The 22,188-nt window shown below is 67.8% G+C and carries 21 protein-coding genes; 12 read left to right on the top strand and 9 right to left on the bottom strand.

Annotated features, from left to right (window positions below):
- Positions 1-8 precede the first annotated feature (8 nt).
- Positions 9-929 (bottom strand): tRNA glutamyl-Q(34) synthetase GluQRS, encoded by a 921-nt coding sequence (gluQRS, locus tag K5L94_RS15335; protein ID WP_053450330.1) that lies wholly within the window; start codon positions 927-929, stop codon positions 9-11.
- A gap of 93 nt (positions 930-1,022) precedes the next feature.
- On the opposite strand from gluQRS, the gene htpX reads away from it, so the two are divergent.
- Positions 1,023-1,889, top strand: coding sequence for a protease HtpX (gene htpX, locus K5L94_RS15330; RefSeq protein ID WP_049457138.1), 867 nt, complete (start codon positions 1,023-1,025; stop codon positions 1,887-1,889).
- A 641-nt stretch (positions 1,890-2,530) separates the two neighbouring features.
- On the opposite strand, the gene K5L94_RS15325 is transcribed toward htpX, so the two are convergent.
- The gene (locus K5L94_RS15325; protein ID WP_274510818.1) at positions 2,531-3,358 is read right to left on the bottom strand and encodes an inositol monophosphatase family protein; all 828 of its coding nucleotides are present in this window, start codon (positions 3,356-3,358) and stop codon (positions 2,531-2,533) included.
- 120 nt (positions 3,359-3,478) lie between these two features.
- Between K5L94_RS15325 and K5L94_RS15320 the strand changes: the two genes are divergently transcribed.
- The 3 genes from K5L94_RS15320 to K5L94_RS15310 are packed head-to-tail and all read left to right on the top strand — an operon-like array spanning position 3,479 to position 7,351.
- Positions 3,479-4,249 (top strand): RNA methyltransferase, encoded by a 771-nt coding sequence (locus K5L94_RS15320; RefSeq protein ID WP_004153813.1) that lies wholly within the window; start codon positions 3,479-3,481, stop codon positions 4,247-4,249.
- A gap of 46 nt (positions 4,250-4,295) precedes the next feature.
- A complete protein-coding gene (locus K5L94_RS15315; RefSeq protein ID WP_414554549.1) occupies positions 4,296-5,228 on the top strand; it encodes a phosphate/phosphite/phosphonate ABC transporter substrate-binding protein in 933 nt (310 codons plus the stop codon).
- Entirely contained in the window at positions 5,225-7,351 is a 2,127-nt protein-coding gene (locus tag K5L94_RS15310) for a putative bifunctional diguanylate cyclase/phosphodiesterase (RefSeq protein ID WP_053511835.1), read from the top strand. The genes K5L94_RS15315 and K5L94_RS15310 overlap by 4 nt, the downstream gene beginning before the upstream one ends.
- A gap of 68 nt (positions 7,352-7,419) precedes the next feature.
- On the opposite strand, the gene epmB is transcribed toward K5L94_RS15310, so the two are convergent.
- Positions 7,420-8,460 carry an EF-P beta-lysylation protein EpmB gene (epmB, locus tag K5L94_RS15305; RefSeq protein ID WP_271262377.1) on the bottom strand — a complete coding sequence of 347 codons (1,041 nt, stop codon included), beginning with the start codon at positions 8,458-8,460 and terminating at the stop codon, positions 7,420-7,422.
- Between the two features lie 96 nt (positions 8,461-8,556).
- On the opposite strand from epmB, the gene efp reads away from it, so the two are divergent.
- The 5 genes from efp (at position 8,557) to K5L94_RS15280 (ending at position 12,779) form a co-directional block, all read left to right on the top strand.
- Positions 8,557-9,123, top strand: a complete 567-nt coding sequence (gene efp, locus K5L94_RS15300) for an elongation factor P (RefSeq protein WP_006457340.1) — start codon at positions 8,557-8,559, stop codon at positions 9,121-9,123.
- Between the two features lie 162 nt (positions 9,124-9,285).
- Entirely contained in the window at positions 9,286-10,629 is a 1,344-nt protein-coding gene (locus K5L94_RS15295) for a TRZ/ATZ family hydrolase (RefSeq protein ID WP_006457248.1), read from the top strand.
- A gap of 25 nt (positions 10,630-10,654) precedes the next feature.
- Positions 10,655-11,371, top strand: coding sequence for a bifunctional 2-polyprenyl-6-hydroxyphenol methylase/3-demethylubiquinol 3-O-methyltransferase UbiG (gene ubiG / locus K5L94_RS15290; RefSeq protein WP_274510816.1), 717 nt, complete (start codon positions 10,655-10,657; stop codon positions 11,369-11,371).
- Positions 11,368-12,063, top strand: coding sequence for a phosphoglycolate phosphatase (locus K5L94_RS15285; protein WP_053450324.1), 696 nt, complete (start codon positions 11,368-11,370; stop codon positions 12,061-12,063). The genes ubiG and K5L94_RS15285 overlap by 4 nt, the downstream gene beginning before the upstream one ends.
- Before the next feature lie 11 nt (positions 12,064-12,074).
- Complete coding sequence (locus K5L94_RS15280; RefSeq protein ID WP_053450323.1) at positions 12,075-12,779, top strand: squalene/phytoene synthase family protein; 705 nt, start codon at positions 12,075-12,077, stop codon at positions 12,777-12,779.
- An 88-nt stretch (positions 12,780-12,867) separates the two neighbouring features.
- Here K5L94_RS15280 and K5L94_RS15275 read toward each other — a convergent pair whose 3' ends face one another.
- From K5L94_RS15275 to yidD, 3 genes are read right to left on the bottom strand one after another with little or no spacing between them, the layout of a single operon-like run.
- A complete protein-coding gene (locus tag K5L94_RS15275; RefSeq protein WP_053450322.1) occupies positions 12,868-13,716 on the bottom strand; it encodes a M23 family metallopeptidase in 849 nt (282 codons plus the stop codon).
- The gene (locus K5L94_RS15270; protein ID WP_006457238.1) at positions 13,716-15,062 is read right to left on the bottom strand and encodes a dihydroorotase; all 1,347 of its coding nucleotides are present in this window, start codon (positions 15,060-15,062) and stop codon (positions 13,716-13,718) included. The genes K5L94_RS15275 and K5L94_RS15270 overlap by 1 nt, the downstream gene beginning before the upstream one ends.
- Position 15,063: 1 nt before the next feature.
- Positions 15,064-15,318 (bottom strand): membrane protein insertion efficiency factor YidD, encoded by a 255-nt coding sequence (gene yidD / locus K5L94_RS15265; RefSeq protein WP_008266150.1) that lies wholly within the window; start codon positions 15,316-15,318, stop codon positions 15,064-15,066.
- 272 nt (positions 15,319-15,590) lie between these two features.
- Between yidD and dksA the strand changes: the two genes are divergently transcribed.
- Positions 15,591-16,820 (top strand): RNA polymerase-binding protein DksA, encoded by a 1,230-nt coding sequence (gene dksA / locus K5L94_RS15260; RefSeq protein ID WP_274510815.1) that lies wholly within the window; start codon positions 15,591-15,593, stop codon positions 16,818-16,820.
- Between the two features lie 140 nt (positions 16,821-16,960).
- On the opposite strand, the gene K5L94_RS15255 is transcribed toward dksA, so the two are convergent.
- Genes K5L94_RS15255 through cysS form a run of 3 tightly spaced genes read right to left on the bottom strand, consistent with a single transcriptional unit; the run spans position 16,961 to position 20,088 of the window.
- Complete coding sequence (locus K5L94_RS15255) at positions 16,961-18,208, bottom strand: MFS transporter (protein WP_006457191.1); 1,248 nt, start codon at positions 18,206-18,208, stop codon at positions 16,961-16,963.
- On the bottom strand, positions 18,205-18,657 hold the full coding sequence (locus K5L94_RS15250; protein WP_049458275.1) for a SufE family protein: 453 nt from the start codon (positions 18,655-18,657) through the stop codon (positions 18,205-18,207). The genes K5L94_RS15255 and K5L94_RS15250 overlap by 4 nt, the downstream gene beginning before the upstream one ends.
- Before the next feature lie 54 nt (positions 18,658-18,711).
- Positions 18,712-20,088 carry a cysteine--tRNA ligase gene (gene cysS, locus K5L94_RS15245; protein WP_274510814.1) on the bottom strand — a complete coding sequence of 459 codons (1,377 nt, stop codon included), beginning with the start codon at positions 20,086-20,088 and terminating at the stop codon, positions 18,712-18,714.
- A 186-nt stretch (positions 20,089-20,274) separates the two neighbouring features.
- Between cysS and K5L94_RS15240 the strand changes: the two genes are divergently transcribed.
- Complete coding sequence (locus K5L94_RS15240) at positions 20,275-20,838, top strand: glycine zipper 2TM domain-containing protein (RefSeq protein WP_164087235.1); 564 nt, start codon at positions 20,275-20,277, stop codon at positions 20,836-20,838.
- A 319-nt stretch (positions 20,839-21,157) separates the two neighbouring features.
- Positions 21,158-22,168 carry an N-acetylornithine carbamoyltransferase gene (locus tag K5L94_RS15235; RefSeq protein WP_274510813.1) on the top strand — a complete coding sequence of 337 codons (1,011 nt, stop codon included), beginning with the start codon at positions 21,158-21,160 and terminating at the stop codon, positions 22,166-22,168.
- The last annotated feature ends 20 nt before the right edge of the window (positions 22,169-22,188 follow it).

Here is a 22,188-nt window from a genome sequence, read left to right as displayed (position 1 = left end):
TCCGGGTATCAGGTGGGGGAAGGGGGATTCTGCAACATCGGCGTGGAAAGTGCGCCGGGCGGCAACAGGATGTCGGTGCGCGGCAGGCGCGCCGGGTCGAAGGCCCGTTGCGCCGAGGCCAGCAGGGCATCCAGATCGTGTGCCTGCTCCAGCGCCGCAGGGGCCTGGCCGAGCAGCTGCCAGAGCTGGCGCAGCACCGGCAGCGGGCGCGCACTGTCCACCGGCAGCGCCGCCAGCGACTTCGAGAGTTTGTGGCCTGGCGCGTCCAGCAGCAGCGGCAGGTGCCAGTAGCGTGGCACCGCAAGCCCCAGTGCCTGCTGCAGCAGGATCTGCCGCGCGGTGGAGTCGAGCAGGTCGGCGCCGCGCACCACTTCGGTCACGCCCTGCGCAGCGTCGTCGACCACCACCGCCAGCTGGTAGGCCCAGCAGCCGTCGGCACGGCGCAGCACGAAGTCGCCGACTTCGGCATGCACGTCCTGCTGCTGCGGGCCGCGCAGTCCATCGTCGAACTGCACGACGCTGCCGGCCGGTACACGGAAGCGGACGGCGGGGTCCGGTCGAGCCTGCCGCGCGACGCAGCGATGGTGGATGCCGCCACTGGCGGCCAGTTCGCTGCGGCTGCAGTGGCAGATGAAGGCCAGGTCGCTGGCCAGCAACACATCCAGTGCGGCCTGGTAGGCCCCGCCGCGGGTGCTCTGCCAGAGGATCGGACCATCGTGGACCAGGCCGAACGCGGCCAGTGCCTGCAGTTGCGAATCCGCTGCACCGGGTACGGTGCGCGGCGGGTCGACGTCTTCGATGCGCAGACGCCACAGGCCGCCGTGATGGCGGGCGAGCAACCAGCTGCCGAACGCGGCGAGCAGGGATCCGGGGTGGAGCAGGCCGGTCGGCGAGGGCGCGAAACGCCCGGTGGGAATAGGGGAGGTCATGCTGGCTGAATCGTCGGTCAGGTTGGCGCTTGAATTCAAGCTGACCACACCGCAAATTGACCGATATCGACCCTTTCCGAGCCGGATTTTCCCATGTTCACCCGTATAGCCCTCTTCCTGGCCACGAACTTTGCCGTGCTGATCCTGGCCAGCATCGTGATGTCGCTGTTGGGAACCGATCCCAGCAAGATGAGCGGCCTGCTGATCATGGCCGGCATCTTCGGTTTCGGTGGTTCCTTCATCTCGCTGCTGCTGTCCAAGTGGATGGCCAAGCGTTCCACCGGCGCGGTGGTGATCACCGAGCCGCGCAACCAGACCGAGCGCTGGCTGCTGGCCACCGTCGAGCGCCAGGCCAAGGCCGCCGGCATCGGCATGCCGGAAGTGGCGGTGTATGAGGGCCCGGAGATCAACGCCTTCGCCACCGGTGCCAACCGCAACAACGCGCTGGTGGCGGTGTCCACCGGCCTGCTGCACAACATGAGCGAGGACGAGGCCGAAGCGGTGCTGGGCCACGAGATCGCCCACGTCGCCAACGGTGACATGATCACCATGGCGCTGCTGCAGGGTGTGCTGAACACCTTCGTGATCGTGCTGGCCCGCGTGGTCGGCGGCATCATCGACAGCGCGCTGTCGGGCAACCGCGAAGGCGGCGGCCGCGGCTTCGCCTACTACATCATCGTGTTCGTGCTGGAGATGGTGTTCGGCCTGTTCGCCACCATGATCTCGATGTGGTTCTCGCGCCACCGCGAGTTCCGCGCCGACGCCGGCGGTGCCTCGCTGGCCGGCCGCCAGAAGATGATCGCCGCGCTGGAGCGCCTGCAGCTCAACCACGGCCAGAGCACGCTGCCGACCCAGATTGCCGCGTTCGGTATTGCCGGTTCGACGGCGAAGAAGCTGTTCATGAGCCACCCGCCGCTGGAAGAGCGCATCGCCGCGCTGCGGGCGTCGACGGTGGCGTAAGCCTCCGTGCTTTCACGGTAGTGCAGGAACGCCTGGCCCCGCGCCGGGCGTTTTTGTTTGTGCGCCGACGAGAGTCATTTCCGCGACCGCGGAGGGGTGTCACTTTCTTTGCTCGTGCAAAGAAAGTAACCAAAGAAACACGCCGCCGGGGCGCGAGCCGATGCTGCGCATCGGTACCCTGCGCTCCTCGGTCCGTCGAGGGGCGGTGCGGGAACTCGCTGCGCTCAGACACCCGCACCTCTTCGCCCTCGCCGGACCTGCGGTGCTCGGCTCGCTCAAGGCGGACCCAAGGTCAAATGCCACAGCTGCACCCAGTAGGTCCACGCCATGCGTGGATGCTGTTGCCGTTGATCTTGACCTTCCAGTCCGCCTTGAGCGAGCCGAGCATCGCAGGTGAATCAGGGGCGAAGAGGCGCCGGTGTTTGAGCGCAGCGAGTTCGGCGCCGTCCCCTGATTCGCCGAGAAGCGCAGGGTACCGGCGCGTAGCGACGGCTCGCGGCTGGCGGAGCGTTTCTTTGGTTACTTTCTTTGCGCGCAAAGAAAGTGACACCCCTCCGCGGTCGCGGAAACGAATCTCCCAGCGCACAAACGAAAACGGCACCTCGCAGGTGCCGTCTCCATGAACCGCGACTATGCGCAGATCAGAACTTCGCGTCGAACTCGGCGGCGTAGCCAGTGTTCACCAGCACCTTCTGCAGCGACTCTGCCACCTTCAGGTTGCCGGCGACGATCTGGTGGGTCTCCGGGCCGCGGTTGTCCATGCGGCCCAGGGGCGCGCCCTTGAAGTCGCAGACCTTGCCGCCCGCTTCGCGGACCAGCAGCAGGCCGGCGGCGATGTCCCACGCCTTCACGCCGGCCTCGAAGTAGGCGTCGGCACGGCCGCAGGCCACGTAGGCCAGGTCGAGCGCGGCCGAACCGGTGCGGCGGATGTCCTCGCCGTGCACCAGCAGGGCGTCGACCGCCTTCAGCTGGGCACTGGCGCGGGCGCGTTCGCGCGGGGCGAAGCCGGTGTGGATCATGGTGCCGTCCAGGTCCTTGCGGTCGGCCACGCGGATGCGGCGGTCGTTCAGCACGGCACCGGCGCCACGGCTGGCAGTGAACAGCTCATTGCGCAGCGGGTCGAAGATGACCGCATCGGTCGGTTCGCCGTTCTCGACCAGCGCGATCGACACGCAGTAGTGCGGCACGCCACGCAGGTAGTTGCTGGTGCCATCGAGCGGGTCGATGACCCACATCTGGCGACGTTCGCCCTGCACGCCGCCTTCTTCGCCGAAGATGCCGTATTCGGGGTAGGCGCGCTTGAGTTCCTTGACGATGACCTTTTCCGCGTCCGCATCCACTTCGCTGGCGTAGTCCATCCGGCCCTTCTGCACCACGTTCAGTGCCTCGAGCTTGTTGATGTTGCGCAACAGGACGTTGCCGGCGAGGCGGGCGGCCTTGACCATGACGGTGACGGCGGGTTTCTGCATGGCGTGGGCTCCCGGAAAGGCAGAAGAGATGGACTGGCGGGGGAAAAGAGCAGGTCCGGCGCAGTGGCCGGCCGCACAGTTTACCATTGGTCATCGTCCAGCTCGACCTTTTCCCTGTTCATGTCCCAGTTTCCTGCCGCCACCCGCCTCCGATTCGTCCTGGTCGGTACCCAGCACCCCGGCAACATGGGGGCTGCCGCCCGCGCCCTGAAGACCATGGGCCTGGCCCGCCTGGTGCTGGTCGCCCCCGAAAAGCCACTGGACGAGGAGGCCTTCCGCCGCTCGGCCGGTGCCGAAGACGTACTGGGGGACGCCCCGGTGGTGGCCACCCTGGCCGAGGCGGTGGCCGACTGCCGGCTGGTGCTGGGCTGCACCGCCCGGGCCCGACGCGTCCAGCTGGAGGAGTACCTGCCGGCCGACGCCGCTGCGCGTGCGGTGGCCAAGGCAAGCGAGGGCGCCGAAGTGGCGCTGGTGTTCGGCCGCGAGCGCACCGGCCTGACCAACGAGGAACTGCAGCTCTGCCACGCCGCGGTGCACATCCCGTCCGATCCGGAGTTCAGCTCGCTCAACCTGGCCGCGGCCGTGCAGGTGCTGGCCTATGAAACGCGCATGCAGCTGCTGGGCGCACAGCCGGCGGCCGCGGCAGAGCCGGGCTTCCGCGAGCAGGTGGCCAGCCATGAGCAGATGGAGAGCTTCTTCGCCCAGCTTGGCGATACCCTGGACGAGATCGATTTCCACAAGGGCCGCGCCCCGGAATCGGCGATGCGCAAGCTGCGCCGCCTGTTCCTGCGCAGCGAGCCGAGCGAGCAGGAAGTGCGCCTGCTGCGCGGCATCCTCGCCGACACCCAGCGCATGGCGCGACTGGCGCAGGCGGGCAGCAAGGACAGCTGACGACGTTCTCATTTTTTCGGGTAGTCTGTCTGGATACCCAGGGGGGATGAAGCCTGTGTCGGGTCTGCGAAAGGCAATGCAGGGGGCACTGCTGAGCCTGGCCATGGTCCTGCTGGCCGGGACGGTGCGTGCAGCGCCGGACCCGGTGCTGGTGCTGGGCCGGATCAGCGATGATCCCAAGGCCCATTACGAGCAGCTGCAGCCCCTGCTGGATTATGTGGTGGCCCGCATGCACGACGTCGGCATCAGGGAGGGGAGGATCCTGATGGCGCGCGATCCGCAGCAGATGGCCAGCTATCTGCGGCGGGGGCGGGTCGACTGGGTCACGGAAACGGCGGGCACGGCGGTGGCGCTGGGCCAGCGCAGCGGCGCAAGGCCCTTGCTGCTGACCGAACGCAATGGCGTGCGCGAGTACCAGACAGTGTTTTTCGTGCGCAACGACAGCCCGATCCAGCGCATGCGGGACCTGCCTGGGCATCGCCTGGCGCTGCAGAACACGGCGTCCACCAGCGCCTACCTGGTGCCGGTGATGACCTTGCTGCAGGAGGGGTTGTCGCCGCAGATCCTGGCCGGCGACTGGGACATGCCGGGGCGGGACAGCGTGGGGTATGTGTTCGCGCGCAGCGAGTTGAACATCGCGACGTTCGTGCACAAGGGGGTGGTCGACGTAGGCGCGGTGAGCAGCGTGGACTGGAACGACGAGCGGCGGGTGCCGGCCGCGTTCCGGCGCGACTTCCGCGAGCTGCTGCGCACCGAGCCGTACCCGCGTGCGGTGGAGATGGTCCGCTCCGACCTTGATCCGCGCGTGCGCGATCGCCTGCAGGAAGTGCTGCTGCAGGCGGCCAGCGACCCGCGGGCGCAGGGAGCGTTGCATCGGTTTTTTGGCACTTCCGGTTTCCACCGTGTCGATGCGCATGCGCAGCAGCGGTTGGATGAATTGAAACAAGGATTGACGCGCGTGCGGATGGAAGTGGAATGAAGTGGCTCGGCTCTGGAATGCAGGCCCGGTTCCTGCTGGCGATGGGCGGGGCAATGGTCGTGGTGGTCGCGATCCTGGCAGTGCTGCTGGGGCGCCAGACGGCGATGCAGGGCGAGGTGCGCAGCCTCAGTGGCGGTGTCATCCACGAACTGTTCGACCGCAGCGTGCGCAGCCGCGGCGAGGCGATGGCGCGCGAGTTGTCCGACTCGCTGGCCAACCCGTTGTACTACCGCGACCTGGACCAGGTCGGCGCACTGGTGCGCGGTACCGCGCGGCAGCCGGTGGTGCGCTATGTCCTGGTGTTCGACGAACGTGGGCGGTTGGTGCATGACGGCTCGATCGAGGTCGCCGGCTTCGGCCAGCAGATGGCCGACCCGCTGGCGCCCAAGGCCGCCGCCGCACAGGCACTGGTGGTGCAGGAATCGCCCAAAGTGCTCGACAACACGATGCCGATCATGATCGGCAACCAGCGCATCGGCGGTGTCCGCGTCGGCATGGCGCTCGACGAGGTGCAACAGCGCGAGCAGGCCGCCAATGCCACCCTCGGCGAACGCCTGCAGCAGGCCGGCAGCCGTCATCTGGGCTGGCTGCTGCTGATGCTGGGCCTGCTGGTGGTGATCGGCGTAGTGGTGATCCTGTACGTGCAGCGGACCCTGGTCGCGCCGATCCGCGATCTGGCCGCGGCCGCCCGCCGCATCGAGGCCGGCGACTACCAGACGCCGCTGGCGGAGAACACCCGCGATGACGAAGTGGGCGAACTGGTGCGTGGCTTTGCCCGCATGCGCGATGCGATCGCCCGCCATGACCGCGAAGTGCGGCACATGGCCTACACCGACGCGCTGACCGGATTGACCAATCGACTGGCCTTCCGCGAGGCACTTGACCATCGGTTGATGGCCGCGCGCGCGTCCAACCATCGGCTGGGCCTGCTGTTCGCCGACATCGACGATTTCAAGCGGGTCAATGACACCCTCGGTCATGAAGCCGGCGATGAAGCATTGCTGCAGTTCGCGCAGCGCATCGGCCGTGCGGTGACCGAAGCCGGTGGCGACGAGGCCCTGCTGGCGCGCTTCGGTGGCGACGAATTCGTGATCCTGGTTGGCGACGGTGACGTTGCTGCCAACGCGCGGCTGCTGGCCGAAGTGCTGGTACGCGAACTGGGCAAACCGCTGGTGGTGCAGGGCCGGGAGCTGTTCCTTGGCACGTCCATCGGCGTGACCCTGTTCCCGGACGATGCGGCGGATGCGACCACGCTGCTGAAGAACGGTGACATCGCCATGTACCAGGCGAAGATGGCCGGCAAGAATTGCTACCGCTACTACAGCCGGGCGATGGACCATGCGGTCGAGCGCCGCGTGCACATGGAGCAGGAACTGCGCGGGGCCTGGGAGCGCGGCGAACTGCGCCTGGCCTACCAGCCGATCTTCCGCATGCGCGACCGCCGCATGGTCGGTGTCGAGGTGCTGCTGCGCTGGCAGCATCCGACCCTGGGCACGATCCCGCCGTCGGTATTCATCGAGGTGGCCGAGCAGAGCGGGCTGATCGAGATCATCGGCCCGAAGGTGCTGCGCGCTGCGTGCATGGAGGCTGCGCAGTGGCCGCGCGGGGTGGCCGGGGACGACCTGTTCGTGTCGGTCAACGTGTCGCCGCGGCAGCTGCGGGGCGGCGAACTGCCGGCGCTGGTCGCACAGTGCCTGCATGAGTCCGGGCTGCCGGCTTCGCGCCTGCACCTGGAGCTGACCGAGACCGCGGTGATCGGCGATGAAATGGTCGCCGCGCAGCTGCTGGACAAGCTGCACCGGACCGGCGTGAAGGTCTGGCTGGATGATTTCGGCACCGGCTTCTCCGGGCTCAGCCATCTGCGCCAGGTGCCGGTGGACGGGGTGAAGATCGACAAGAGCTTCGTGGCCGACATGCAGCGTGATCCCGACGACCTGGCACTGACCACGGCGATCATCGCGATGGCCCACGCACTGGGCATCACCGTGGTTGCCGAAGGCATCGAGCAGCAGGCGCAGTTCGAGCTGCTGGCCCAGCGTGGCTGCGACCTCGGCCAGGGCTACTGGCTGAGCCACCCGGTGACCGCCACCGAAGTGGTACGCATGATCGAATCGGGCGTCTGACAGATTGACGTTGTGCGGGGGTCAGATCCCTTTCCCGCGGGAAAAGGGATCTGACCCCGGTAGTGCTCTTACACCGGGCGCTTGCTCGGATCGCCAGGCAGTTCGCGCACCAGCTTCGGGATCAGGTAACCGGACAGGCGTGCGGTGAGGCCGGCAATCAGCGCCTTGGCCTGGGTATCGTCCACTTCGAAGTGGGCCACGCCTTCCACCTTGTCCAGCTGGTGCAGGTAATAGGGCAGCACGCCGGCGGCGAAGCTGCGCTCGCTGAGGTCCTGCAGGGCCTGCACGCTGTCGTTGACCCCGCGCAGCAGCACCGCCTGGTTCAGCAGCTGCGCACCCGTACCGCGCAGGCGCGCCATCGCCGCGTCCACGTTGGCATCGAATTCATTGGCATGGTTGGCGTGGACCACGATCGCCAGCGGCCACGGCAGGCTGCCCAGCCAGGCCAGCAGTTCCTCGTCCACGCGTTCGGGCAGCACGATCGGCAGGCGGCTGTGGATGCGCAGGCGGCGGATGTGCGGGATCGCGCGCAGTGCGTCGGTCAGTTCGACCAGCTTGTGCGTGGCCAGCGACAACGGGTCGCCGCCGGACAGGATCACCTCGTCGATGTCCGGATCGGCCGCGATGGCGGCGACCGCTTCCTGCCAGCCGCCCTTGGCCGCATTCTCCGCGCCGTAGTCGAAGTGGCGGCGGAAGCAGTAGCGGCAATTGATCGCGCAGCTGCCGGTGGCGACCAGCAGGGCGCGGCCGCGGTATTTCTGGATGACCCCGGTGGCCTTTTTGGCCGCACCATCACCCACCGCATCGAAGCTGAACCCGGGCGCCGGGCGCATTTCCTCGTCGATCGGCAGCACTTGGCGCAGCAGCGGGTCGGCGGCGTCGCCCGTGCGCATGCGGGCCACGAAGCCCTCGGGTACGCGCAGCGCGAACTGGGCGATGGCCGCTTCCGAGACGCCCAGCGCGGCCGGGTCCAGCTGCAGCCGGGCCAGCAGGGCGTGCGGGTCGCGCAGCGCCTGGCGCCAGAGCTGCTGCCAGCGCGCGGGCGCGCCTGGCGACTGGGGCCGGGGGAAGGCGGAAAGCTGCATGGAGAGGGGGCCTGCGGTTATCATGGGGGCAGAAAAACTGTCGCCCACCGGCCTTCGGTGGGCTTTCCATTCTAACGGCTCGCCGCACCCGCGGCGTTTTTGCCACTCAGGAGTTTACGCATGGCCAGCTACGGCATGAACGACGTCAAGAACGGGATGAAGATCCTGGTCAACAACCAACCGGCTGTCATCATCGACACCGAATACGTCAAGCCGGGCAAGGGCCAGGCCTTCACCCGCGTGAAGTACCGCCTGATCAAGGACGGCCGTACCCAGGAAGTGACCATGAAGTCGACCGACTCGCTGGATGCAGCCGACGTCGTCGATACCGACATGAACTTCATGTACAGCGACGGCGAGTACTGGCACTTCATGGACCCGGAATCCTTCGAGCAGGTCCAGGCCACCAAGGCCGGCATGGGCGGCGCCGAGAAGTGGCTGAAGGGCGAAGAGTCCTGCGTGGTGACCCTGTGGAACGGCGAGCCGATCTTCGTGCAGCCGCCGAACTTCGTCGAACTGAAGATCACCGAAACCGATCCGGGCGTCCGTGGCGACACCTCGGGCGGCGGCGGCAAGCCGGCCACCCTGGAAACCGGCGCCGTGGTCCGCGTGCCGCTGTTCGTCAACCAGGATGAAATCATCAAGGTTGATACCCGTTCGGGCGAATACTCCGCACGTGTCAAATAAGGTTCCGGCCGTAGTCCGACCTTACTGTAGTGCCGGCCGCTGGCCGGCAACCCCGCGGCCTCGAGGGCTGCGGGACGGCGCCGGGCATCGCCCGGCGCCATGACCACGATCCATCCCCGATGGATCGTAGGCCCGCCACCCCCCCCCAGCCAGTGAGCCCGCATGAGCGATAGCCCGCACCTCCCCGAAGCCTGCGACCTGCTCATCGAAGCCGGCTATGTCGTTCCGATCGAGCCACATGCGGTGGTGCTGGAGGACCATGCCGTCGCCGTGCGTGGCAGCGAGATCGTGGCCATCCTGCCGCGCGCCGAGGCCCGCGCGCGCTTCCGCGCCGCCCAGGTGGTCAGCCGCCCCGAGGCCGCGCTGATGCCGGGCCTGGTCAACGCGCACACCCACAACCCGATGACCCTGCTGCGCGGCGTCGCCGACGACCTGCCGCTGATGACCTGGCTGCAGCAGCACATCTGGCCGGTGGAAGCGGCGGTGATCGGCCCCGAGTTCGTCGCCGACGGCACCACGCTGGCCATCGCCGAGATGCTGCGTGGTGGTACCACCTGCGCCAACGAGAACTACTTCTTCGGTGACGTGCAGGCCGCGGTCTACAAGAAGCACGGTTTCCGCGCGCTGGTCGGCGCGGTGATCATCGATTTCCCCACCGCCTGGGCCAAGACCGACGACGAGTACTTCGCCAAGGCCGGTGAACTGCATGACCAGTGGCGCACCGATCCGCTGATCGGCACCGCGTTCGCGCCGCATGCGCCGTACACCGTCAACGACGCCAACTTCGAGCGGGTGCGGATGCTGTCCGACCAGCTCGACATGCAGGTGCACCTGCACACCCACGAGACCGCGCAGGAGATCACCGATTCGATCAAGCTGCACGGCCAGCGCCCGCTGGCGCGGCTGGACCGGCTTGGCCTGGTCAACGACCGCCTGATCGCGGTGCACATGACCCAGCTGACCGATGCGGAAATCCACCTGTGTGCCGAGCGCGGCGTCAGCGTGGTGCACTGCCCGGAATCGAACCTGAAGCTGGCCTCCGGCTTCTGCCCGGCCTGCGCCCTGCAGCGCGCAGGCGTGAACCTGGCGATCGGCACCGATGGCTGCGCCAGCAACAACGACCTGGACATGTTCAGCGAGAACCGCACCGCGGCGATCCTGGCCAAGGCCGTGGCCGACGATGCCACCGCGCTGGATGCGGCCACCACGCTGCGTGCGTCCACGCTGGGCGGTGCGCGCGCGCTGGGCTTCGGTGACCGCATCGGCTCGATCGAAGTCGGCAAGCAGGCCGACCTGGTCTGCGTCGACCTGTCCGCACTGGAAACCCAGCCGCTGCACAACGTGCTGTCGCAGCTGGTCTACGCCACCGGCCGCCAGCAGGTCAGCGATGTCTGGATTGCCGGCAAGCCGAAGCTGGTGCAGCGCGAGCTGGTCGGCATGGACCTGCCGGGCATCATCGCCAACGCGCGCCAGTGGCGCGAGCGCATCCGTCATATCCGCGCCTGAACCTTGGCGCTGCAAGGACTCCCTCATGACTGCCCCCCACGCTTCTTCCAATTTCGATCAGGCCGAGCTGAACAAGTTCGCCGCGCTGGCCAACCGCTGGTGGGACGCTGACGGCCCGCAGAAGCCGCTGCATGCGCTGAACCCGGTGCGGCTGAAGTACGTGGCCGACCGCGTGCCACTGCGCGGTGCGCGCGTGCTCGACATCGGTTGCGGTGGTGGCCTGCTGAGCGAGGCATTGGCGCAGGCCGGTGCCGACGTCACCGCCATCGACCTGGCCCCGGAACTTGTCAAGGTCGCGCGCCTGCATGCGCTGGAAAGCAGCGCCACGGTCGATTACCGCGTGCAGGCCGCCGAGGACCTGGCCGCCGAGCAGCCGGGCAGCTTCGACGTGGTCACCTGCATGGAAATGCTTGAGCACGTGCCCGACCCGGGCGCGATCATCGAGGCCTGCAAGCGCCTGCTGAAGCCGGGTGGCCATCTGTTCCTGTCCACCATCAACCGCACCGCGGCGGCCTTCGCAGTGGCCATCGTCGGTGCCGAATACGTGGCGCGGCTGCTGCCCAAGGGCACCCACCACTACCAGGAATTCATCAAGCCGGCCGAACTGGCGCGCTGGCTGCGCGAGGCCGACATGCAGCTGGTGGATGTCAGCGGCATGGCCTACGAGCCGTGGCGCAACCATGCCCGCCTGAGCAGCCGCACCGACATCAACTACCTGGCCTACGCGGTCAAGCCGGCATGACCACGGCCGGCTTCCCGCGCGCGGTGCTGTTCGACCTGGATGGCACCCTGCTGGACAGTGCGCCGGACTTCGTCGCCACCTGCAATGCGATGCTGGCCGAGCGGGGCCGTGCGCCGATCGATCCGGCGCTGTTGCGCCCGGTGGTGTCGAAGGGTTCGCGGGCGATGGTGTCGGCGGCCTTCCCGGAACTGGATGCCGCCGCGCGCGATGCGCTGATCCCGGAGTTCCTGCAGCGCTACGAAGCGCTGATCGGCCAGCATGCGGTGCTGTTCGATGGCGTGGCCGGCATGCTGGCGGCACTGGATGAGGCCGGTACGGTGTGGGGCATCGTCACCAACAAGCCGGAGTACCTGGCGCGCCTGATCCTGCCGCAGTACGGCTGGCAGCAGCGCTGCGCGGTGCTGGTCGGCGGTGACACGCTGGCCGAACGCAAGCCGCATCCGCTGCCCCTGCTGCACGCCGCACAGGCCATCGGCATTACCGCCGAAGATTGCGTGTACGTGGGCGACGACGAGCGCGACATCCTCGCCGCGCGTGCCGCCGCCATGCCCTCGGTGGCGGCGCTGTGGGGCTACCGCCTGCACAGTGACGACCCGCTGGCCTGGCAGGCCGACGTGCTTGTCGAGAACGCCGGACTTCTGCAACTGGCCAGCCTCTGGCCGACCCGGCCGGCAGCCCCGGCCCAGCCGTAAGGAATGACGTAGTGAGCAGTACCGCGCTGGACAGTTTCCTCGACAAGTGGCGCAGCCGCTGGCCGGAATGGTCGGTGGCCGCGCCGTTCGTGGCCGAATCGCAACGCGAGATCGCGGTCGCGTGGTTCGCGCTGCTGCAGGAATTCGACGACATGCTCAACACCGGCGGCGATCCGTTGCCGGCCGACGCCAAGCTGGCCTGGTGGGGCGAGGAACTGCGCAGCTGGGCTGCGCATCGTTCGCGCCACCCGCTGGGTCGCCTGCTGGAGCCGGCGCGTGCACCGTGGGCGCAGCTGGCCGAGGCGCTGCCGGATCTGGTTGAAGCGCGCACGGTCGCGCTGGATGCGGCCGGCGCCGAACGCGCACTGGCCAACTATTCCGACGCGGTGGCGGCGGTGGAAGCGGCGTTGTTCAACGACAAGCCGCGTACCGGTGCCGGTCGTGCGGTGCAGCTGCAGACCCTGGCCCAGCGTCTGCAGGATGCCGGCGTGGCGGGCGTACCGCGCAGCCTGCTGGATGAGGACGCCGGCACGGCCGCGCAGCGTTGGGCGCAGTATCTGCTGAAGGGCTGGGGCACCCGTGTGCCGGGCCCGCGCCCGCGCCGCGTCTGGTCAAGCCTGGCGCGCGCCCGCGTGGCCGCACAGGCTGCGGGCAAGCCGATCGAGGCCACCCCGGTGCGCACGCTGCTGCGTGTGTGGTGGGCCGCGCGCGGTTGATTGATTCGGGTGGGTGCGGACCTTGGTCCGCACGCTCTTCGAGATTGTGCCGACCAAGGTCGGCACCCACCAAGGCGCATTGCGCGCGTTATTTGCGCTCCAGCACCAGCAGCGGGTCGATGCGGGTATCGAACCAGTTCATGCCCCAGTGCAGGTGCGGGCCGGTGGCACGGCCGGTGGCGCCGACGGCGGCGATCACCTGGCCCTGTTCGACACGGTCACCGACCTTCACGTCGATGCGCGACAGGTGCAGGAAGTTGGAGCTGACCCCGAAGCCGTGGTCGAGCAGCAGCGTGCCACCGGTCAGGTACAGGTCCGGACCGGCGAAGGTGACGATGCCGGCGGCCGGCGCCTTCACCGGCGTGCCGGTCGGCACCGCGATGTCCATGCCGGAATGACCTGCACCGGGCTGCCCGTTGTACACGCGCGCATTGCCGAAGCGGCCGCTGATGCGGCCCTGCACCGGCCAGATGAAGGTCTGGGTGAAGTCGGTGCGGTCGTCATCGCGGGCACGCGCGGCAGTCACCTGCGCCTGTTCGCGCTTGATCCGCTCGGCAATCGCCGGTGGCGGGTTGACCGTCTTCGGCGGCACGCCGTTGACCCGTTCGGTGGGCCAGTCGCGTGGCGTCACCGCGATGGTCGCGGTCTCGCTGCCACCATCGGGGCGCTGCACCTGCACGCGCAGCGGGCCCTTCTCGTCGCGGCCGATACCGAACACCACGCTGCCATAGCCGCTCACCCGCAACTGCCGGCCGGCGTACTGCACGCGGCTGCGGGCGGGCACCTTGCCGATCACCAGCGCGCCCTGCGACGCGCTGGCCGGAAACACCACGCGGCTGTCGATCAGGCTGCCGATGCCATCCTGTGCCTGCGCCGGGGGTGCAGAAAACAGGGGCGCGGCCAGCAGCAGCGCCCCGATCATCAGTGCCGGGCGCATCAGCGGTCGTAGGTCATGCGCTGGCCGGCGGGCTCGCCCACCAGCTTGCTGCCGTCCCACACCTGCTGGCCGTTGACCCAGGTGGAGGCAATGCGCGAACGGAAGGTGGTGCCTTCGAACGGCGACCAGCCGCACTTGGACAGCACGTCCTCGCGCTTGACGGTGAACGGCACGTCCTCGACCAGCACCAGGTCGGCGAAGTAGCCCTCGCGCAGGAAGCCGCGCTCCTCGACATCGAACAGCTGTGCCGGGGCGTGGGCGAACTTCTGCACCACCTGCTCGCGGGTCAGCTTGCCTTCGTGCACGCGCTCCAGCGCGGCTACCAGCGCGTACTGCACCAGCGGCAGGCCCGACGGCGCCTGCGCATAGGGCTTCTGCTTCTCTTCCCAGGTATGCGGGGCGTGGTCGGTGGCCAGCACGTCCAGCACGTCATCGGCCAGCGCGGCGGTGATCGCCTCGCGGTCGGACACTTCCTTGATTGCCGGATTGCACTTGATCAGGTTGCCTTTGGTCGCATAGTCCGGGCGTGCGAAGTGCAGGAAGTGCACGCAGGTTTCGGCGGTGATCTGCTTGCGGCTGCCGTCGGCGCGGATCAGCGGGCCCTTCTCGAACAGCGCCAGCTCGTCGGCGGTGGAGATGTGCAGCACGTGCAGGCGGGTGCCGTGCTTGCGTGCCAGCGACATCGCCAGCCGGGTCGACTTGATGCAGGCTTCGCGCGAACGGATGTCCGGGTGCATGTCCGGGGTCAGTGCGTCGCCGTACTTTTCCTGGAAGGCCTTCAGATTGGCATCGATCATCGGCGTGTCTTCGCAGTGCGTGATGATCGGGGTCGGGCATTCGCGGAAGATCGCGTCCAGCGTTTCCGGGTTGTCCACCAGCATGTTGCCGGTCGAAGCGCCCATGAACACCTTCACGCCGGGCGCCTTCTTCGGGTCCAGCGCACGGATTGCTTCCAGGTTGTCATTGCTGGCGCCGTGGTAGAAGCCGTAGTTGGCCCACGCGCGGCCGCGCGCCAGTTCGTACTTGGCTTCCAGGATGGTCGAATCCAGCGTCGGCGGATTGGTGTTGGGCATGTCCATGAAGCTGGTCAGGCCACCGGCCACGGCGGCAGCCGATTCGCTGGCGATGTCGCCCTTGTGGGTCAGGCCCGGTTCGCGGAAGTGCACCTGGTCGTCGATCATGCCGGGCAGCAGCCAGCGCCCGGCCGCATCCACCACCTGCTCGCCGTCGCGCGGCGTCAACCCGCTGCCGATCTGCGCGATGCGGCCGTTCTCGATGCGCAGGTCACCATCGAAGGTGCGGCCTTCGTTGACCATGCGGGCGTTGGTGATGAGGGTGGAGGACATGTCAGTGTTTTCCTGTGCAACGGCAAGAGGGGGCGTTGGGGGACTCGGGCACGGGGTCGAAGCCGCCGGGATGGAACGGATGGCAGCGTCCCAGGCGGCGCGCAGCCAGCCAGCTGCCGCGCAGCGGGCCATGCAGGGAGATGGCCTCCATCGCGTATTCAGAACAACTGGGCACGAAACGGCAGCGCGGCCCCAGCAGGGGGCTGATGAAGCGCTTGTAGAAGCGCAGCAGGGCAATGAGCAGGCGCGAGATCACCCAGTCATCTTATGCCAGTTGGCATGAAGGCCGCATTTGTGCAGGATGGGCCGTTGGTCGCATGTCGCCGATGGCCTGCGACCGGTACCAGCACCTTCGGGTGCTGGCCAGGTTCCGTACCGCGCAAGGCGGTCCGTGTTCGTCGGACCGCCCCTTGGCTGGCTTGGCTCCAGGACTGAATGGAGCAGGGCCGCTGAGGTTGCTGCTGCGGGTCGGGTAGGCTATAAAGGCCCGCTTTCCCGGGCCCCGGGGAATCCAAGGAAGAGCGTTTCGTGGCTGCTAAAAAAACTGCAAAGAAGGCCGCAACGGCCGCCAAGAAAACCGCCAAGCCTGTTGTGAAGAAGTTGGCGGCAAAGCCCATTGCCAAGAAGCCGGCCAGCAAGCCGGCGACCAAGGCAGCGTCCTCGCAACCGGCGGCCAGGAAGGCCACCGCAAAGAAAGCGCCGGTCAAGGCAACCAAGCCGGTGGCGAAGAAGGCCGCCGCGCCCGCCAAGGCCAAGCCTGCCGCCGCCAGCAAGAAGGCGCCGGTGGTGAAGAAGGCTGCCAGCAAGGCCGCGCCGGTCAAGAAGGCCGCCGCCAAGCCGGTAGCGAAGAAGGCAGCAGCCAAGCCGGCGCCGAAGGCGGTGGTGAAGAAGGCTGCGGCCAAGCCGGTCGCCAAGCCTGCAGCGAAGAAGGTGGCTGCGGCTAAACCGGCGGCCACACCTGCCGCTGTAAAGAAGGTCACCAAGAATGTTGCTGCGCCGGCCGTAAAGCCGAGCCCGGCCCCAGTAGTGAAGTCCGCACCGAAGCCGGCTGCCAAGCCGGCTCCGGCCAAGCCTGTCCCGGCCAAGACCGTGGCAGTGGCAGCAGCCCAACCGGCCCCCAAGCCGGCCCCGGCCGCCGCACCTGTTGCTTCGAAGGCCCCGCAATCCAAGAATCCCGTGCCCGTTTCGAAATCGCCTGCCAAAACCGCCGTGAAATCCGATTCCGCCCCGAAGACCGTGTCGCGCCCTGTCGGCAAGGTTGCCGTGGCCGTCGCCGCCCGTTCGGCTGCACCGGCCCCGCGCAGCAAGTACAAGGTGGTCGAGTACAAGACCGACGAGGCCACCGGCCGCCCGATCCTGCCGGCTGGCTACAAGCCGTCCTCGGAAGAGGAGTACATGAGCCCGCTGCAGCAGGAATATTTCCGCCAGCGCCTGCAGAACTGGCGTGCGGACCTGGTGGAAGAGTCCAAGCAGACCATCGAGAACCTGCGCGAGGAAGTGCGTGACATCGGCGATGAAGCCGAGCGCGCGACCCGCGAAACCGAGAACTCGCTGGAACTGCGTACCCGCGACCGCTACCGCAAGCTGATCGGCAAGATCGACAGCACCCTCAAGCGCCTGGAAGCCGGCGACTATGGCTACTGCGTGGATACCGGTGAAGAGATCGGCCTGGAGCGCCTGGAAGCGCGACTGACCGCCGAGCGCACCATCGACGCCCAGGAGCGTTGGGAGCACCTGCAGAAGCAGCAGGGCGACTGATTCCCGGTCGTTGTCTGGTCATGCGAAAAACCCGGCCTCGGCCGGGTTTTTTGTTGGGCTTCCTGGCTTTTGTAGAGTCGAGCCATGCTCGACTGGCGCCTCTGAAAAGCAGTCGAGCATGGCTCGACTCTACAGAACAGCTACTGCAGGTCGCGAAGATTCAACTTCCGCAGCGTCGGGTTCTTCCACGCCGTGATCCCGGCCACGCTCAGCACCGCGAACCCACCCAGCACCACCGCCGGCACCAGGCCCAGCAGCCGGGCCATCGTGCCAGCGTAGAACGCGCCCAGTTCGTTGGACGAGCTGATGAAGATGCCGTTGATCGACGACACCCGTCCGCGCATTTCCTCCGGCGTGGCCAGCTGCAGGATGGTCGAGCGGATCACCACCGACACGCCGTCGAACGCCCCGTAGAACAGCAGGATCAGCGCCGACAGCCAGAAGTGCTGCGACAGCCCGAAGCCGATCACGCACAGGCCGAAACCGGCCACCGCGAACAGCAGCACGCGGCCGGCATTGCGGTGCAGTGGGTGACGGGCCAGCCACAGCCCCACGCACACCGAACCCAGCGCCGGCATCGCGCGCAGGATGCCCAGCCCTTCCGGGCCGTGGTGCAGGATCTCGTGCAGGAACGCCGGCAGCATCGCCACCACGCCACCCAGCAGCACCGAGAACATGTCCAGCGCCATCGCGCCGACCATGATCCGGTTGCCCACCACGAAGCGCGCGCCTTCGGCGATGCTCCTGAAGATCGGCGCGGCCGGGCCGGTGTGCACCGGTTCTTCCACCTTCAACGTGGCCAGGCACCCCATCGCCACCAGCGCGAAGACGGTGGCCACCGCATAGGACAGGCCCTTGCCCCCGAAGCCGACCAGCACGCCGCCCAGTGCCGGACCGGCCACCATGCCGGCCTGGAACACCACGGCACCGAGGCCGGCGCCACGCGCGAACTGGTCGCGGGCCAGCACGCGGGCGAACAAGGCGTTGTAGATCGGTGACAGGAAGGCGCGCACCATGCCGGTCAGTGCGATGGCCGCATAGATCGGCCACACGCCCTCAAAGGGCAGCCAGCCCTTGGCCACGCTGGTCAGCACCAGCGCGGTGGCGATCAGCCCGGAGCAGGCGACCATGCCCAGCCGGCGCCGCGGCAGATGGTCGACCAGGTAACCGGCGAACGGCGCCACACAGAAGAACGGCAGTACCTCGGCCAGGCCGACCAGGCCCAGCGAGAACGGATTGCGGGTGACTTCGTAGATGTGCCAGCCGACGGTGACCGCGACCACCTGGTAGGACAGCATCGCGAAGATGCGGTATGCCAGCAGCCTGGCGAAACCGGGCCGGGACAGCAGCCCCAGCGCGGTGTCTTCGGCGGTGGCAGGTTCGCTCACGACGGATCGCGCTGCAGCTGGGCCTGCGCGGTCTCACGGATGAAGGCCAGCATCGCCGCCACGCCGTTGCTGCGGGTGGGCGAGAGGTGGCGGGCCAGGCCGATGTCCTGGATGTAGCTCGGTTCGGTGTCCAGGATCTCCTGGGCCGAGCGCCCGGAATACACGCGCAGGGCCAGGAAGATCAGGCCGGAGACGATGGCCGAGTCACTGATGGCATGGAAGCGCAGCGACTGGGCGTTGCCTTCCGGCACGATCCAGACCATCGACTGGCAGCCGAGCAGGCGGTGCTCCTCGGTCTTCCATTCCTCCGGGAAGGCCGGCAGCTTGCGGCCGAGGTCGATCAGGTACTGGTAGCGCTCGGACCAGTCGCCGAAGAAGCCGAATTCCTCGGCGATGGCGGTCTGGGCCTCGGCGGCGGTGGGTTCAAGCGGGAACGGGGAGTCGGTCACAGCAGTCTCTACAGTGGGGGCGTGGCCGGCGGGCCGGCCACGGGGCAGGGCAGGTCAGCCGCGCTTGCGCGACCAGCGCACGCCCTGCGGGGTGTCTTCAAGCACGATGCCTTCAGCGGCCAGCTGGTCGCGGATGGCATCGGAGCGGGCGAAGTCGCGCGCCTGCTTGGCCGCGGCGCGCTCGTCGATCAGACCCTGGATGCGCGCATCGTCGCCGTCATCGCCGGCGGCAGTGCCGAACCACTGCGCCGGATCGGCCTGCAGCAGGCCCAGCGCCAGGCCCGCGCCGAGCAGTTCGCCCTTCAGGCGCGCCTGTTCGGCCGGATCGGTAGCTCGACGTGCATCGGCGGCGATGCGGGCCACTTCGGCCAGCGCCTGCGGGGTGTTCAGGTCGTCGTCCAGGGTCGCCTCTACGGAGGCCGGGATCACCGCGCTGGCCTCGATCGACGCCAGTTCGCGCAGGGTGCCGTACAGGCGGTCCAGGGTGCGCACCGATTGCTCGATCAGGCCATCGGACCAGTCCAGCGGCTGCCGGTAATGGGCCGACAGCAGGGCCAGGCGCAGCGCTTCCGGCGGATGCTGGCGCACCAGGTCGTGCACGCGTTCGATGTTGCCCAGCGATTTGCTCATCTTGGCGCCGCCGAAGTTGAGCATGCCGTTGTGCAGCCAGAAGCGCGCGAAGATCTTGCCGCCGTGGGCGCATTCGCTCTGCGCGATCTCGTTCTCGTGGTGCGGGAACTGCAGGTCGACGCCGCCGGCGTGGATGTCGATGGTCTCGCCCAGGTGCGCGGCGGCCATCGCCGAGCATTCGATGTGCCAGCCCGGGCGGCCACGGCCCCACGGCGATTCCCAGCCGGGCAGGTCGTCGCTGGACGGCTTCCAGAGCACGAAGTCGCCGGGGTCGCGCTTGTACGGCGCCACGTCGACGCGGGCGCCGGCCAGCATCTCTTCCGGGTCGCGGCGCGAGAGCTTGCCGTAGCCGTTGAAGCTGGCCACCGCGAATAGTACGTGGCCTTCGGCGGCGTAGGCATGGCCGCTGGCGATCAGCTGCTCGATCATGGTGACGATCTGCGGCATGTGCGCGGTCACTTCCGGCTCGATGTCCGGCGGCACCACGCCCAGCGCGGCCATGTCTTCACGGTAGGCGGCGGCGAAGCGGTCGGTGATGGTGCTGATCGACACCCCCTGTTCGCGCGCGGCGGTGTTGATCTTGTCGTCGACGTCGGTGATGTTGCGGGCGTAGCGCAGTGCGCCGAAGCGCCGCCGCAGCAGGTCGGCCAGCACCCCGAACACCACCGGGCCACGGGCGTTGCCGATGTGCACGTAGTTGTAGACCGTCGGGCCGCACACATACAGGGTCGGACAGGCCGGATCGAGCGGGGTGAACGGTTCGAGCTGGCGAGTCAGGTTGTTGTGCAGGCGCAGGGTCATGGGGCTGTGGCTGGGGGACAAGCCTGCGATTTTAGAACGTGTCGGCCCCTTTGGGGGCACTGGCTGCCACCGGTGGACGCGGGTTCTCCCAAGGTGGGGTGGGCAGGAGCGGCGTGGACGGGTAATGTTCAGCCCCTTGCGCTCGTCACTGCCTACACTATTGCCGTGTCCTTGCTCCCATCGCCAATGAAATCCACCGCGTTGCTGACCCTGGCCTGCCTGTCGGCGCTGCCCGCCGTGGTGCTGGCGCAGGAGGCCGAGCCCCGCAACCGGGTGGTGATCGTGGAGAACGTGAAGTTCGACTATGCCCAGGTGCTGAACGTCGAGCCGGTGTTCCAGACCCTGCGCGCGACCCGCACCGAGGAGCACTGCGAGCCGGTCTCGACCCGGACCCTGGCCCCGGTCAACGTGACCGGCGAGGAGCCGGTCGAGGACAAGGGCCGGATCAGCCGCTTCTGGGACTCGGTGCGCTCGATGTTCAAGCGCAGCGATGACGAGGCGTCCGAAGAGGTTGCCGCCGAGACGCCGGCCCCGGCGCCGGCCAACAATGGGCCGATGCTGACCCGCGACTGCCGCATCGTGCCGGTGGGGCGTGAATTCCGCCGGCCCATCGCCTACGACGTGGACTACGTCTACAAGGGCACCAAGTACCGCTCGCGGCTGCCGGAAGACCCCGGCAACCGGCTGAAGATCCGGGTGTCGATCACCCCGTGGGTCGGCCCCGAGCAGGGCACCGCCAGCAATCCCTGATTCTGCGACCCCGGCCTCTTGCGCCGGCCCCGGCCGCATGCAAAGATGGATGACCATGAAGCTCACCGACTTCCAGCACGACAGCAGCGCAGCCCGACAGGCGTCGGGCATGACCTCGCGTGCGCGTCGACCGGAACCCCACATCCTCGCTGGGTAACCGGAGCTTTTTGCTGTTCGTCCGAAAAAAACCCAGCCGCCCGGCTGGGTTTTTTCGTTTCTGCGTTCTGAAAGCTGCAACTGCAACCTTTTCGTTCCACCTTTGGTTCCTGCTTTTCCCTTCCACCGCGTCGAACCCGGCGCCGCCACGCAAGGAAAGATGATGTCCCCCAAGCACTTCCTGAACACCCAGGACTGGAGCCGCAGCGAGCTCGACGCGCTGCTGACCCAGGCCGCGCTGTTCAAGCGCAACAAGCTCGGCGACCAGCTCAAGGGCAAGTCGATCGCGCTGGTGTTCTTCAACCCGTCCATGCGCACCCGCACCAGCTTCGAACTGGGCGCGTTCCAGCTCGGCGCGCACGCAGTGGTGCTGCAGCCGGGCAAGGATGCGTGGCCGATCGAGTTCAACCTCGGTACGGTGATGGACGGCGATACGGAAGAGCACATCGCGGAAGTGGCCAAGGTGCTGGGCCGTTACTGCGACATCATCGCCGTGCGTGCGTTCCCGAAGTTCCAGGACTGGGCGTACGACCGCCAGGACATCGTCCTCAACAGCTTCGCCAGGTACTCGCCGGTGCCGGTCATCAACATGGAGACCATCACCCACCCGTGCCAGGAGCTGGCCCACATCATGGCCCTGCAGGAGCACTTCGGCACCCAGGACCTGCGTGGCAAGAAGTACGTGCTGACCTGGACCTACCACCCCAAGCCGCTGAACACCGCCGTGGCCAATTCGGCGCTGACCATCGCCACCCGCATGGGCATGGACGTGACCCTGCTGTGCCCGACCGCAGACTACATCCTCGACGAGCGCTACATGGGCTGGGCCGAGCAGAACGTGGCCGAGAGCGGTGGTTCGCTGAAGATCAGCCATGACGTCGACAGCGCCTACGCCGGTGCCGACGTGGTGTACGCCAAGAGCTGGGGCGCGCTGCCGTTCTTCGGCAACTGGGAACCGGAAAAGCCGATCCGCGATCAGTTCAAGCACTTCATCGTCGACGAGCGGAAGATGGCGCTGACCAACAACGGTGTGTTCAGCCACTGCCTGCCGCTGCGCCGCAACGTGAAGGCCACCGACGCGGTGATGGATTCGCCGCAGTGCATCGCCATCAACGAAGCCGAGAACCGCCTGCACGTGCAGAAGGCGATCATGGCCGCGGTTGCCGGGCGCTAAGAAGCATCAGTCGAGCATGG

Source organism: Stenotrophomonas forensis, from assembly GCF_028752115.1.
Taxonomy (GTDB): domain Bacteria; phylum Pseudomonadota; class Gammaproteobacteria; order Xanthomonadales; family Xanthomonadaceae; genus Stenotrophomonas; species Stenotrophomonas forensis.
This window is presented reverse-complemented; position numbering and strand designations above follow the sequence as displayed.